Source organism: Paraburkholderia aspalathi, assembly GCF_905220735.1.
In the GTDB taxonomy this organism is placed as follows: Bacteria; Pseudomonadota; Gammaproteobacteria; order Burkholderiales; family Burkholderiaceae; genus Paraburkholderia; species Paraburkholderia aspalathi.
The window spans coordinates 1,044,217-1,058,073 of the sequence record NZ_CAJNBA010000001.1; the positions used below are offsets into that span (position 1 = coordinate 1,044,217).

14 protein-coding genes are annotated in these 13,857 nt (G+C 60.1%); 6 read left to right on the top strand and 8 right to left on the bottom strand.

What is annotated here, in order from left to right; genetic code table 11:
• Positions 1-152 precede the first annotated feature (152 nt).
• The 4 genes from KHO30_RS04600 to KHO30_RS04615 form a co-directional block, all read right to left on the bottom strand.
• Positions 153-1,067: a LysR substrate-binding domain-containing protein gene (locus tag KHO30_RS04600; RefSeq protein WP_200619695.1), complete on the bottom strand. Its 915-nt coding sequence runs from the start codon at positions 1,065-1,067 to the stop codon at positions 153-155.
• A 62-nt stretch (positions 1,068-1,129) separates the two neighbouring features.
• Complete coding sequence (locus KHO30_RS04605) at positions 1,130-2,353, bottom strand: type II toxin-antitoxin system HipA family toxin (RefSeq protein WP_093641624.1); 1,224 nt, start codon at positions 2,351-2,353, stop codon at positions 1,130-1,132.
• Between the two features lie 2 nt (positions 2,354-2,355).
• Positions 2,356-2,655: a helix-turn-helix domain-containing protein gene (locus tag KHO30_RS04610; protein WP_234486737.1), complete on the bottom strand. Its 300-nt coding sequence runs from the start codon at positions 2,653-2,655 to the stop codon at positions 2,356-2,358.
• 175 nt (positions 2,656-2,830) lie between these two features.
• Positions 2,831-3,733, bottom strand: coding sequence for an AraC family transcriptional regulator (locus KHO30_RS04615; RefSeq protein ID WP_211700171.1), 903 nt, complete (start codon positions 3,731-3,733; stop codon positions 2,831-2,833).
• 166 nt (positions 3,734-3,899) lie between these two features.
• On the opposite strand from KHO30_RS04615, the gene KHO30_RS04620 reads away from it, so the two are divergent.
• A complete protein-coding gene (locus KHO30_RS04620; RefSeq protein ID WP_244863941.1) occupies positions 3,900-4,982 on the top strand; it encodes an aldo/keto reductase in 1,083 nt (360 codons plus the stop codon).
• Between the two features lie 112 nt (positions 4,983-5,094).
• Here KHO30_RS04620 and KHO30_RS04625 read toward each other — a convergent pair whose 3' ends face one another.
• The 3 genes from KHO30_RS04625 to KHO30_RS04635 all read right to left on the bottom strand — a co-directional run bounded on the left by KHO30_RS04625 (position 5,095) and on the right by KHO30_RS04635 (position 8,052).
• Positions 5,095-6,450, bottom strand: coding sequence for an epoxide hydrolase family protein (locus tag KHO30_RS04625; protein ID WP_211700172.1), 1,356 nt, complete (start codon positions 6,448-6,450; stop codon positions 5,095-5,097).
• A gap of 186 nt (positions 6,451-6,636) precedes the next feature.
• Positions 6,637-6,873, bottom strand: coding sequence for a DUF4148 domain-containing protein (locus KHO30_RS04630; protein WP_211700173.1), 237 nt, complete (start codon positions 6,871-6,873; stop codon positions 6,637-6,639).
• 255 nt (positions 6,874-7,128) lie between these two features.
• The gene (locus tag KHO30_RS04635; RefSeq protein ID WP_211700174.1) at positions 7,129-8,052 is read right to left on the bottom strand and encodes a LysR family transcriptional regulator; all 924 of its coding nucleotides are present in this window, start codon (positions 8,050-8,052) and stop codon (positions 7,129-7,131) included.
• 137 nt (positions 8,053-8,189) lie between these two features.
• Between KHO30_RS04635 and KHO30_RS04640 the strand changes: the two genes are divergently transcribed.
• Positions 8,190-9,473, top strand: a complete 1,284-nt coding sequence (locus KHO30_RS04640; RefSeq protein WP_211700175.1) for an MFS transporter — start codon at positions 8,190-8,192, stop codon at positions 9,471-9,473.
• Positions 9,474-9,599: 126 nt separating this feature from the next.
• Entirely contained in the window at positions 9,600-10,358 is a 759-nt protein-coding gene (locus tag KHO30_RS04645; protein ID WP_211700176.1) for a creatininase family protein, read from the top strand.
• Positions 10,359-10,388: 30 nt separating this feature from the next.
• Here KHO30_RS04645 and KHO30_RS04650 read toward each other — a convergent pair whose 3' ends face one another.
• On the bottom strand, positions 10,389-10,970 hold the full coding sequence (locus KHO30_RS04650) for a thioredoxin family protein (RefSeq protein ID WP_211700177.1): 582 nt from the start codon (positions 10,968-10,970) through the stop codon (positions 10,389-10,391).
• 238 nt (positions 10,971-11,208) lie between these two features.
• Here KHO30_RS04650 and KHO30_RS04655 point away from each other — a divergent pair, with 238 nt between their 5' ends.
• The 3 genes from KHO30_RS04655 (at position 11,209) to KHO30_RS04665 (ending at position 13,760) form a co-directional block, all read left to right on the top strand.
• The gene (locus KHO30_RS04655) at positions 11,209-11,580 is read left to right on the top strand and encodes a GFA family protein (protein WP_054033507.1); all 372 of its coding nucleotides are present in this window, start codon (positions 11,209-11,211) and stop codon (positions 11,578-11,580) included.
• Positions 11,581-11,706: 126 nt separating this feature from the next.
• Positions 11,707-12,447: a response regulator gene (locus KHO30_RS04660; protein ID WP_093641654.1), complete on the top strand. Its 741-nt coding sequence runs from the start codon at positions 11,707-11,709 to the stop codon at positions 12,445-12,447.
• On the top strand, positions 12,444-13,760 hold the full coding sequence (locus tag KHO30_RS04665; protein WP_211700178.1) for an ATP-binding protein: 1,317 nt from the start codon (positions 12,444-12,446) through the stop codon (positions 13,758-13,760). The genes KHO30_RS04660 and KHO30_RS04665 overlap by 4 nt, the downstream gene beginning before the upstream one ends.
• Positions 13,761-13,857: the final 97 nt, after the last annotated feature.

The window sequence follows — 13,857 nt, forward strand, 5'->3', positions numbered from 1 at the left end:
GTCTGACGCGACCACCGTACGCTGGCAGGAGGCAAAAACGCCGCTAGAGGAGCGACGTTTCTGTGTATGGACGGATGATAGAGATGATCAAAAAAGACTCAATGCGGGTCCTGCATGGGGATATGCGAGACTCGCATAACGCGGGATTACCCTTAATCGACAGCCTGCGATTCGGCGCGAAGGTGGCGCCAGAGCGTGTCCAGAAACTCACTGCGATTCGAGGCATCCCGGTAGACGCGAAGTTCAACCTCGAGATGCCACGTATCCCGGCCGGCAGGGACGAGTTCGCCCGCCTCGAGCTCGGCGCCGATCGAGCTTTTTGGCAGCCAGGCAACGCCTTCGCCTTCCAGGACCAGTTTCTTGAGGACCTCGGCCATGTCGGATTCGTAGTGAGGCCGCAAAGCTGGGGTTGCGTCGACCCGGCCGAGGAGGAGTGCGAGGCAGCGGCCGAAATAGCTGGTTTCCGTGTACGTAATCAACGGCAAGGGACGCGCGGCCGTGCCCGGCAACCGGAATATCGGCGCGCCACGCGGATTCGGCCTGCAGACTGGCATCAGTACATCGACACCTACGGTGAGATGCTCGTACCTGATCGGGTCGAGGTGGAGAGGCAGTTCCGGGTGATGATAGGCAAACATCAATTCACAGTTGCCGTTCACGAGCATCAGGATGGAGTCGTGGACATTGGTGGGTATTACCCGGGCACGTACCTCGCCGAAACGGGCAGTGAGCGCTTTTAACCAGGCAGGCAGGAAACTTAGCGCGATCGTGTGGCCTGCTGCAATCTGCAAGCCTTTGCCCGCCATACGTTGGTCGATGCGAATGATGGCTCGCGTATCGAATAGCTTCCCAAGAATATCTACCGCTGCCTCGCGAAACAGTTGTCCGGCAGGCGTCAGCGTGGGAGGGAAGCTGCTTCGGTCGATGAGGTCCGCGCCCACCCACTGCTCAAGCGACTGAATGCGTCTGCTGAAGCCCGACTGGGTGACATTCCGAAATTCCGCCGCCCGCGAGAAGCTCTGATACTGGGAGAGCGCAATGAAGTCCTCAATCCACTTGATTTCCATGTCGGGTCCGATGTGTGCGGCGAGTGCGAGTGCTGTCAGTGTGCTTGATCATCGATCTTGCCTCACAGCATGCGCGAGCGGTTCGTTTCTATCTTGCCTGCGATCAGGCTTACCGTTGCGCGCCGAATGGAAAAACTCTTCGCTTGATCCCGAAACCGGCTGGCCACATCCGCAGTGCGTTCAATGACCGCCTCCGCGGCACGGGCCGGTACACCCGTCAGGTTGGCAAGCTGCAATAGATGCTTACGCGCCGGCTCACGGCTCTCGCCGCACACGTCCATTTGATGCTCGCCACCCGGCCCTTCGTTGAAGGTCAAGTCGTAAGCCGGTGAGAATTGCCACTGCCCCTGCGCAGACAGGCGGAACGAAAAGTTTTTTGTGTGGTCGTCCCGATTGTTGAACACCACATTAAACACACAGCGTTCAAAGGCCCGCAACACTTCACGCTCGTCCCGCGTAATGAAGCGAGTCAATTTCAGAAGCGAACCATAGTCAATCGATGGATATCGGAAGTTGGCGTTCAGCGCGCCGGCAGCGGTGTGCATTGGCACGCGCTGAGCGCCAGACCGGTCGAAACGCTCGATGCCGAATGCTGAAAGACGGGGGCCGAGGTCAAAGTACCTTGTTGCCGGCACCGGAATTTCACACGCTTGCGCAAGCACGGCATACAGCGCCTCGACTGCGCACACTTCCTTGTGGTCGTACTGGGCAGGAAATTTGACCAGCCAGGGCGTGCCGGCACTCTGCTCCGAATTCGACATGCGGCCACTGTGCGGGTCGAAGTTGACCAGCACTTTAGGGCGGGCGCCGTGAGGTGAACCGCCCATCAGGACGAGTTCACGCAGCAACTCGGTACTGCCGTCCGTCATCACTTCGCGGACCTCCCGGGCAAGCTCGATCAGTTGCACATCTGAAGGTTGAAGATCGTCTCCCTGAGTCGGCTCAAAAACAAGAGCACCCATTGCCTTCTCGCCAATGAACGCAAGACGGTCGAGCGGGGACATCCGCGCAGGCTCCCAACCCCGCTGCCGAAAGAGACGGTCCATTAGTAGCATGCCCCAGCCGTCGGGCAGGGCATCAGAAACGAGCCCTGGCAAGCGGAACTGGTAGTCCGGGAAACTATCGTAGGCCTGCTGACGCAATGCCAGATGCAAGGGCGAAAGCTCGAGACCGCGTTGCAGCGCTTCGGAAGAGTACTCGAATATCAGGTTTGTTCCGTCGTCCCCGAGCTTGCCCAGTTCGAAGCGCTCGCTCCAGCCGGCGTAGACGACGCTCAGTTTTTTCATCGTCACCTCCGGGAAGCTCGTTCGCGCGTGGCGCTCGCCTGCTCCATCGCGCGAATGGAGTTCGGTTTGTATTCGAATAGAGGCGACAGCGAGCCGGTCAGCCCAAGCGCCATAGCTACCCGGAGAAGACTCTCAAGCGTTGCCTTCCCGGTACGCTCGAGGTTACGTACCACGCGTTCCGACACCCCTGCACGGGAGGCCAGTTCACTCTGCTGCAGATTCTGGGCGAGGCGCTGCGCGCGTAGCCGGTGACCCAGCTCAAGCGCAATTTCATCTGCGGTAGCGAGATCAAAGAGCAACATTTCGCCGGTTATCCTTTAAATTCACCGATAAACGGTGATATTTTACCGGTTGATGTTCAGTGCGGCAAGGCAAGTCGCAGTTAACAGGCAAATTTTTGCCGTTTACGTTGAATTTTCGCGGTTAACCGACCAAAAAGTGATGATTATTAGAAATCGACGTTGAAGTCACTCACGATCACGCAGTTGCACCACCTCCCTGCATGGCCGACGATCGCAGCCGCTCCGCATCCTTCCCCGGCGGTCTTCCGAACAGCCGGCTGTACTCACGGCTGAATTGGGAGGCGCTGTCATAACCAACGCTCATCCCCACGCTGGCAATGTCCTTCGACGTGGTCAGCAGTTGTGTGCGGGCTTCCTGAAGCCTGATCTGCTTCTGATACTGCAGCGGGCTCATGGCGGTGACGGCGCGAAAGTGCCGATGGAATGAGGACACGCTCATCGCCGCCAGCTCCGCGAGCTCTTCGGTGTGAAGCATCTCCGCATAATGCATGCGGATCCAGCGAATCGCGCGCCCGACGTGCGACAGACGGCTGTCGGCAAGGCCGACCTGCCGCAGCAGCGCACCCTGGCTTCCTGTGAGTATCCGCCACAAGATTTCGCGCTCGATCATCGGCGCGAGAACGGGCACGTCTTCCGGATGCTCAAGCAACCGCAGCAGCCGCACAAATGGATCAAGCAGTTCGGGCGTCGCTTCGCCGACAGCCGCGCCGAACGGGTTCATCGCCACAGGTGCGTCCGATGCGGTGTCGAGCAACAATGAAGCGATAGTCGCGGGTTTCAACTTCAGGCCCACTGCCAGAAACGGCTTTTTCACGCTCGCTTCGATCACGTGTCCGGACATTGGGAGATCGACGGTCACGACCAGACATTGTCCCGCGTGATATTCGAGGAACTGGTCGCCGAGGGTCGCGCGCTTTGCGCCCTGGGCGACCAGAGCGAAGACTGGCTCGTAGATGCGATGAACCGAGTGCGTTTGGGCGGTCGACACCGACACGATGACCCCGGGCAGGCTTGTTGCCGTCACGTCGTCGACAGCATGGCGGCCAATCAGGGTGCGAAGTTCAGCGAGCGTATCCATAACTCAAACGTATCCTAGTGAGCGATGAAAGCGCAAGCGGATCTGCCCGAATCGATCCAATCTGAGAGGATTGTGCAAGAGCTTGCGCGTTTCGGTCTACCGTGCCGCACCCGTGCGATGGTCTCATTGGAGCTAGCCAGTCGGCTCATTTTCCAGGAGAAACTTTATGTCGCTCGATTCATACGTCACACTCGGATCCTCTGGGCTGCGCGTGAGTCCCTTTTGTCTTGGGACGATGACCTTCGGTGAAGACTGGGGTTGGGGCACGAGCTCCGCCGAATCCGAAGCCATACTTTCGGAGTACCTGGAGCGCGGTGGGAATTTCATCGATACGGCCAACATCTATACGCTAGGCCATTCGGAAAAAATCATCGGAGACTTCTTTGCGGCGCGCAAGGACCGTCGTCATCGCAGCGTCATTGCGACGAAGTTTGTCGGCAACCTGCACGTTGGCGATCCGAACGGCGGAGGCGCCGGACGCAAAGCGATGGTCGAACAATGCGAAGCGTCGTTGCGCCGCCTGCAGACGGATTACATCGACCTCTACTGGATTCACAACTGGGACAGGACCACACCGATCGACGAGACGATGCGCGCACTCGACGATCTGGTCGCCTCCGGAAAGATTCGCTACATCGGAATCTCCGACACACCGGCCTGGAAGGTCGCGCAAGCGCAGACCATGGCGCAGTTTCGCGGCTGGAACCGGATCATTGCGATGCAAGTCGAGTATTCGCTGCTGGAGAGGACAGCCGAAGGCGAACTGATACCGATGGCCGAAGAACTCGGCATAGGTGTCATGCCATGGAGTCCGTTGAAGAACGGCTGGTTGTCGGGCAAATACACGCGCGAAAACACTCAAGCTGTGAAGTCGGAACGCTCGGCGCTTGTCGGTGTGCCGGGTGACAAGGAGTTTCCGGTGATCGACATGCTTGTGACGGTCGCAGCCGAACTTCAGGTGAGCCCCGCCGCGGTCGCGCTCGCATGGGTTCACCAACGGCGCGGCGTGACCTCGACGATCGTCGGCGCACGACGTATCGATCAACTGCGGACCAACTTGACTGCGCTGGACCTCGAGCTCAGCGCTGCGCAGATCGCGATGCTCGACGAAGTGTCGAAGCCCGCGCTCAACTTCCCCGCAGATATCAATGCTCATCTTTCGCCGAGTTTTATCTTCGCCGGCGCCACGGTCGACGGACAGCCGACGCAAGCGTTGCCCCTGGTCACCGCAAGCAGCGTTCGGTACTGATGCGAACGGAAGACCGAGGATCGTAACCGGAAGACGGAGAGGGCCCGCACTGAGGCGATCGTGACGCTGCGCAACAATCGGATCAAGTCGGGCCAAAGCGGGGAATGATCCGCTAGTTGCGCAGCGTTCTCAAACCGGCACGAACCTCTTCGGCAAATAATTGCGGCTGTTCCCATGCCGCAAAGTGTCCGCCTTTATCGAGCCTGTTGTAATAGATGAGGTTGTGATACGCCCGCTCCGTCCAGCTTCGCGGGGCCTGATAGTTCTCGCGGGGAAAGACGCTCACGGCTGCCGGCACGGATACATCGGCGGCGGCGAGGAAGTTGAAGTGGGACTCCCAATAGAAGCGCGCCGCGGAAATCCCCGTGTTCGTCAGCCAGTAGAGCGTGATGTCGTCGAGGAGATCGTTCCGTGTCAGATCGCCTGCGGATTCTCCATTGACGGGTCGCCCGAACACGGCCGAAGTCAGCGCCGCCGCCGGCTGAACATACCCGTCGCCGTGATCGAGCAGCCAGCTTGCCAGTCCAACCGGCGAGTCCGCCAGTCCGTAGAGCGTTTGCGGGCGTGTTCCCATCTCCAATGCGTAGGCACGCCGTTTCTTGGCCGCGCTGCTTAGCTGCTCGTAAGCGTGCTTTTCATCGTCCGAGAGACCGGATGGCGGCGGATCGCCGGCGGCGAGCGCCTTTGCAATCTCGGGCGGAACGGTCGCAGGGAAGTTGACGTGGATGCCCAGCAATTCCGGCGGCGCCTGCTTACCCATCACATTCGCGACGACGCCACCCAGATCGCCGCCTTGCGCCGCGAATTTCTCGTATCCAAGGCGCTTCATGAGTACGACCCAGGCACGGGCGGTGCGCTCAGGACCCCAGCTGGTCGTGGTGGGTTTTCCGGAAAATCCGTAGCCCGGCAAAGACGGAATGACCAGATGAAAAGCATCCGACGCGCTTGCGCCGTATGCCGTGGGATTGGTCAGCGGATCGATAACCTTCAACATCTCGATGACCGAGCCGGGCCACCCGTGCGTGACGATGAGCGGCATCGCATTTTCATGTTTCGAGCGAACGTGGATGAAATGAATGTCCAGTTCGTCGATCTCGGTCACGAAATTCGGCAGCGAATTCAGCTTCGCCTCGCACTTGCGCCAATCGTAATCGGTCGCCCAATGGCGCGCGAATTCCTGAATCATCGCGAGCGGCACGCCTTGCGAGTCATCCGTAACGGTTTCGCGGTCAGGCCACCTTGTGGCTTTGATGCGCCTGCGCAAGTCGATCAGTTGCGATTCCGGCACATGCACGCGAAGTGGACGAATAGCGGTCTTGTCGCCGCCGGCCGGCTTGGCAATTTCAGTAATCGCTTGATTCGTTTCTGCAAAAGCGAGCTGACTCAGCGAGCCCGCGGCAACGGCCGCCGCTGCCACACTAACAAAACGACGGCGAGACGGCGATTGGGGAAGGATGGTGTCTGACATGGCATTTCCGATGGGCGACAAAGCGAGGTTCCCGATCAATGGCAGCGTGGTCCTACGAGCGATTGAACGCGATACGCCCACGCCGAGCGTGCTCAGTGTGGGCGTTGTGGATCGTACGAAGGATCTTGAACCAAGAGGATTACTTACCGTATTGGAAGCATAGTCCAATCGATGGAGCTCAGATAATCAGCTGCCGCGATACAAGCTGCTGAGCTGCGCGAGCTGACCATCCTGCTGGGCTTGCACCAGTTCGTGGCGGACCTCTGCGCGGGTCTTCTGCGTTGCGCCAGTTTGGCTCGGGTTCCATTGCTGCACTTGCGGGGCGGCCGATTGAGCACCGGTTGTTGCAGGAGCTTCGGACGCGTGAGCGAAGCCAGCGGTAGCGAATGCAGCGAATGCCAAAGCGATCATTGAGGTTTTCATATCATTCTCCGTGAACCAATCAATTAAAAGGAAGGCGCCGCGATGTCAGGAGCAAGGGCAGCAATTCGATCAGTCATCTGCGATTTGCTTGTGTCTTGCATCCGGCGTTGATGCATTAGAACGTCCCGACGTATCTGACTTGTGTCGAGAAACCGGGGCAATTGCAATGTTCTGTATCACCTGGAGGCCCAGATACATTGCGATACGAATCACGGGTTTTCCGCCAGCAGGGCCAGATGCGAATGCGTCGACGCGCTAGGCGTTATCCGGCTCCGCGAACATGGTCATGTGGCGCAGGATCCATTCGAGCATCTCCTGCGGGGCGGCCGCGAGCGGCCTGCCGGATTTGACGAGCAGCCGCGCCTTGATACCGCGGAACAGGGGATGGTCGATCGGCACGACGGTCAATTCGCCCGCCGCAATCTCCCGATACGCGGCGAATTCGCCAACGAGCGTCACGAAGTCTTCTGACGCGACGAAGCGCTTGAGCGCGCTTAGCGAATTCGTGGTGAGCGTCGCACGAATCTCGATGTTCTCGGCGAACGCCAACATCTTTGCCGCGTGGCCGATTCCGAAGGTGGCCGGCATCAACGCAAGCGGGTAGGCGAGCACGTCTTCGATGCTTGCCGGGCCGCCTCTCACGGCCAGCGGATGCTCCGGGCGAACCAGCAGAACGACAGGTTGCGCTGAACTTGCGCGATATTCGATGCGCGAATGCGGCGGCGGATTATAGGCAAGACCGATATGCGCGCGGCTTTCGGCCACTTCATTCAGCACATCGTCGACCGCCAGGATCTCCACGCCGATGTCCAGCTTGGGATAGCGCGCACAAAACGGGGTGAGCACTTCGTCGACCAGCGCATCGACATAGCCTTCGCTGATGGCCAGTTGAACATGGCCTTGCTGGAGGCCCTGCAAAGCATGAAGCTGGTCTTCCAGTTTCTCCTGCTGTGACCGGTACCCTCTCCAGAACTCGAGCAGATGCGCCGCCGACTCAGTGGGCTTGACGCCGCGGGCCTGGCGCTCGAACAGCATCACGCCGAGTTCGTCTTCCAGCAGCTTGATCTGCCGCGTAATAACGGAGGGGGACGTGTTGAGGCTATCCGCGGCGCCACGGATCGTGCCGTGCGCCAGCACTTCATGGAAATACCGGAGGCGTTGCTGGTTGATTTCTCGCATGTCGGCTGTCCTTTCATGGCTGTCGTTGCCCTGTGAGCAACGATACGTGAACTTAGTTGCTGTTGCTGGTTCGGCTGGGCGTCGCCACTATTCATCCGGAAGGCGAGCCGAACAGAACGGTGAACAGGGAGACAGGCATGGCAGCAATTCAAACCACCATCGACGGGGACGATGTTTCCGCGCTCTATGACAGGCTGAACTGGCGGCTATTGCCGTTTCTTCTGATCTGTTATCTGTTCGCTTATCTGGATCGAGTCAACGTCGGTTTTGCCAAGCTGCAGATGCAAAGCGATCTTGGCTTTTCCGATGCCGCTTACGGTGTGGGCGCCGGGATCTTCTTTCTGGGCTACGTGCTGTTCGAGTTGCCGAGCAACCTCATGCTGCCGAGAGTCGGCGCACGGAAAACCTTTTGCCGCATCCTGGTGTTGTGGGGCATCACATCGGCTTGCATGCTGTTCGTGCGCAACGTGCATATGTTCTACGGAATGCGCTTTCTGCTCGGTATCTTCGAAGCGGGTTTCGCGCCGGGCATGATCTTTTACCTGTCGCGTTGGTACGGTCCCTCGCGTATGGCTCGGGCCATCGCGATCGTTTTTCTCGCTGGGCCAATCGGCGGTATTGTCGGCGGCCCCGTCTCGGCCTGGCTGATGACTACCTTCGCCGGTACAGCGGGTCTCGCCGGCTGGCAGTGGATGTTTCTCGCCGAAGGCTTGCCGTGCATTGTGCTGGGCGGGCTGACGCTGTTTGTTCTGTCGGATCGGCCCGCGCAGGCCAACTGGCTGAGCGATGACGAGAAGCGCCTGCTCGAGGCCGAACTCGTGGCGACACCGGCTGGGGATCACTCGTTCAAGGCTGTGTTGCGCAACCCCAAGGTCTACCTGCTGGCGTGCGCGTACTTCTGCATCATTGCGTCGATCTATGCCATGAGCTTCTGGCTGCCGACCATCGTGAAGTCGCAAGGCGTCAACGATACGATCCGGCTCGGCTGGTACTCGGCGATTCCGTACGTTGGAGCCGCTTTCGGCATGTATTTCATCGGGCGCAGATCGGACACACGTGGCGAACGGCGCTATCACAGCTCGGTGCCGGCGCTGCTCGCCGCGGTCTTGCTGTCCCTGTCGGTTTTGATGGACGGTAACCTCGTCGCGACGCTCGTCCTGTTGACGCTTACCACGACGATGTTGTGGATGGCGTACACGGTGTTTTGGGCCATCCCCTCTGAATACATCAAGGGCGATGCGGCAGCGGGCGGTATTGCCTTGATCAATACGATCGGTTTGTCCGGTGGATTCTGGGGGCCTGCCATCATCGGCTGGGCGAAGACGGCAACCGGCAACCTGCATCTTGGACTCCTGATAATTGCCGGCCTGGCGCTATGCGGCTCTGCGCTGCTCGTCGCGAACAGATTACCGTCAGAATAGCGATCTGGGCACGCCCAGATCCGGATAAGGACGCTCTTCCATAGACACCCGCAGGCGTCGTCGAGGAGCAGCAGTCAACCCAATGCGCCGCGTTCCTGCGGGACACGGCGAAGCAGAGGACTTCAAATGCTTTTACACCTGTCGACATGGGCCGAAGTGGGGCAATACCTGGAGCGAAGCCGTTCGATCGTCGTTCCTATCGGTTCGAACGAGCAGCACGGCCCCACCGGTCTTCTGGGCACCGACTGGTTGTGCCCGGAAATCATTGCGCATGAAGCCGAGAAGAGCGCGGACATCCTGATTGCGCCGACCTTCAATATCGGCATGGCGCAACATCACCTGGGCTTTCCGGGAACCATCTCGTTGCGGCCATCAACTTTCATTGCGGCCATTGGCGACTGGACGCGCTCGCTTGCAGTTCACGGCTTCGAGAAAATCCTGTTTCTGAACGGTCACGGCGGCAACATCGCGTCGATTGAAGCTGCTTTCTCCGAGATTTATGCCGAAGCGAGTTTCGCGCGGCGCCGCTTGGGGTTCGCACTGAAGCTATGCAACTGGTGGGATCTCGAAGGCGTCGGCGAGTTGGCGCGCGAGCAGTTTCCCGAAGGGCATGGCGTGCACGCGACGCCCTCCGAGATTGCCATCACTCAGTGGGCGCTTCCCGAGACGATCAAAACAGCTCGCTACGCCCCGCAGATCGCACCGTCCGGGCCGATTCGCGAGGCACTCGATTTCCGCGCGCGCTATCCCGATGGACGGATGGGCTCGGATCCAGCTCAGGCATCTCAGGAGAAGGGCGGCGCGCTGGTTAAGCTGGCCGCCCAGAGCCTGATTCGCGCGGTGGATGCGTTCAGCAGCGAGGTCGTGCCGGGCGGACGTGACTGATTGATCAGCCCAGGCACATTGCGATGCGAATCACGGGTTTTCCGCGAGCAAGGCCTTGATCTTCGCTTCAGTCTGTTCGTAGTCGCCTTCGCCGAAATGCGTGTAGGCAATGTGCCCTTTCTTGTCGACTAGATAGAACGCGGGCCAATACTGGTTGTCGTAGGCGCGCCATGTTGCGTAGTTATTGTCCTGCGCGACCGGGAACGTAATGCCGAAGCGCTTGATCGCCGATTTGACGTTGTCCGTGCTGCGCTCGAATGGATACTCGGGTGTGTGGACGCCGACCACCGCCAGGCCCTGGTCCTTGTATTTCTGATTCCAGGTCTTGACGTAGGGCAGCACATGAATGCAGTTGATGCAGGTGTAGGTCCAGAAGTCGACCAGCACAACCTTGCCCCGCAACTGTTGCAAGGTCAGGGGATCGCTATTGACCCATTTATCGATGCCGGTAAATTCCGGCGCGGCAGCGTTGTTGTCGAGCTGGTTTGCAACAGGACCGGCAGCAGCGCTGGCCGTGGGACTTGCAACGAGCGTTGCGATTGCGGCGGCGCCGGCTGCCACGGTGGCGGCGAATAGGGCGACGGTAGCGGTGGTTTTGAGTCGGGAGAGCATGTCAGCGTCCTTTTCAGAGTGGAGAGCAGAGCGGCGATCCGGGCATGGGCCCGTACGCCGCCTCAGGCATTCCAGTGGTTGGCATGGGTGCATTTGAACGCCCGTTCGTATCTGGCTTGTGTCGCCGGAGCGGTGTGGGTGCAATGTTTTGTGTCAGGGGAACGCCCAGATACATTGGGATACAAAGCGTCGCGCGTACCAGGCTATAAAGCAGCCATTCCTACCGTGGAGAAGCCACATGAGTACCGAACTGCTGCAAGGATCCTGTCATTGCGGGACCGTGAAATTTGAAGTCCGTACCGATGTCCAGCCTGCTGGGCGTTGCAATTGCAGCCTGTGCCGGCGCAAGGGCGCGCTGATGACACCGCCGTTTGCCGCGGGTGAACTGAAAATCCTGAAGGGTGAGGAAGCGCTGACGCTTTATCAGTTCAATACGCGCACGGCGAAGCACTATTTCTGCAAGCACTGCGGTATTTATCCATTCCATCAGACGCGTAGAGATCCGCAGCTGTGGCGGGTCAACATCGGTTGCCTGGAGGGTGTCGACCCGTATACGCTGGAGGCGAGCGTAGCCAATGGCGCCAGCCTGTCCGTCGTGGAGGATGCATGAGACGGCTCATGACAATTCTCGCCTTCCTCGCGGGCGGATTGGCGGCGGAACTGGCGCACCCCGTGCACTGTTCGCTGATCAACGTGAACCGGGTGCGCGTCAATCGTCGAAAGGATTGATCCGTTGATGGAAACCACCGACCACGTCCTGATCGTCGACGACGATCGCGGCATCCGCGAATTACTCGCCACGTATCTCGAGAAGAACGGCATGCGCGTTTCGTTGGCCGCCAACGGCCGGCAGATGCGCACAGTCCTCGAGCAGGGCGCGCCTGATCTGATCGTGCTCGATCTGATGATGCCCGGCGAAGACGGTCTCGTGCTGTGCCGGGAATTGCGTGCCGGCAAGTTTCGCGCGGTGCCGGTCTTGATGCTGACCGCCCGCAGCGAGGAGACGGATCGCATCGTCGGGTTGGAAATGGGCGCGGACGATTACCTCTCCAAACCGTTTGCGGTGCGTGAACTGCTGGCGCGTATCCGCTCCGTGCTGCGCCGCGCGCGGATGCTGCCGCCCGGCATGCAGGTGACGGAAACTGCACCGATGATCGCTTTCGGCGACTGGCGTCTCGACACCACCGCGCGTCATTTGCTCGACGCCGAAGGCACCATGGTGGCCTTGAGCGGTGCGGAGTATCGCTTGCTGCGCGTGTTCCTCGATCATCCCCAGCGCGTGCTCACACGGGATCAGTTGCTCAATCTGACTCAAGGTCGCCAGGCCGACGCGTTCGACCGCTCGATCGATCTGCTGGTTAGCCGTTTGCGGCAGCGCTTGCAGGACACTGCGCGTGAGCCCCGTTACATCAAGACGCTGCGTAGCGAGGGTTATGTGTTTTCGGCGGCGGTGACGATGATCGAAGGCACGTCATGAAGCTGAATACATTGCTGCGTTGGCCGCGCACGCTGTTCGCGCGGCTCGCCCTGATTCTCTTTGTCAGCCTCGCGCTGGTGCAAACGCTGTCGGTCTGGCTCACCATGACGGAGCGGGACCAGACCATGACGAACGTGATGATGGGTTACATCGAACGCGAGGTCACCAGCTCCGTCGCGCTGCTCGATCATTTGCCTGCTAACGAACGCGCCGAATGGCTGCCGAGGCTGGCGCGGCGCACCTATACGTTCAATCTGGGACCCGGCGTCGCCGGCGCGCCTCCGGATGCGAAGCTCTCAGCGAGAGTGGCTCAATCCATCGCCGACGGTATCGGCAAGCGCTATCCGCTCACGGCCAACGCCGTCCCCGGCGATCCGGACCGCCTGCAGGTCCATCTGCAGTTGAGTGACGGCACGCCGTTGACGATCGACTATCGCCCCATGCCGGGCGCGCCGCTGTCGCCGTGGTTGTCGTGGTTGCTGGTGCTGCAACTGGTGGTGCTGGCCGCGTGTTGCTGGCTGGCGGTACGGTTGGCAACGCGCCCGTTGAGCCACTTGGCGCGAGCGGCCGATGCGTTGGGCCCCGATCTGAAGGTGGAGCGCCTGCCCGAAGACGGACCGGACGAAGTGGCGCGCGCGGCGCGGGCGTTCAACGCCATGCAGGACCGCATCAGGCTGTACATGACCGAGCGCCTGCAGATCCTCGCGGCGATTTCGCACGACCTGCAAACGCCGATTACCCGCATGCGTTTGCGTGTCGATGTGATGGACGAGAGCCCAGAGGGCGCCAAGCTGCAGCAGGACCTGCAGGAAATGGAAACCATGGTCAAGGAAGGCGTCACGTACGCGCGCACCATGCACGGCGCCAGCGAGGCGCCCCTGCGTATCGATCCGAACGCGCTGTTCGACAGCCTCGTGTTCGACTACGTGGATGCTGGCCAGGACGTTTCGCTGCACGGTCGAATCGACACTGCACTGGTGACGCGTCCTCAGGCGTTGCGCCGGATCGTGGGCAATCTCGTCGATAACGCGCTGAAGTTCGGTGGTGCTGCCGAGATCAGGGTTACCTCTCAGGACGGGCGCGTGAGGGTCTCCGTGCTCGATCGTGGGCCGGGCATTCCGGACGAGTCGCTCGAAGCAGTGTTCGAGCCGTTCTATCGGCTGGAAGGATCGCGCAACCGCGGAACCGGCGGTACCGGCTTGGGCCTCGCGATTGCGCGGCAACTCGCTTTGGCGATGGACGCGACATTGTCGTTGCAGAACCGGCCCGATGGCGGCCTTGAAGCCACGCTTGTGTTGAAAGGCGTCGGCTAGATTCCGATCGCTCGCCGATCGCGTTGTATGCCGTACTTTTTCGTCGATGAGCTTTAACTTCTGCCCCCCGTCTCTGTATCTCAACGTATCTGCACCG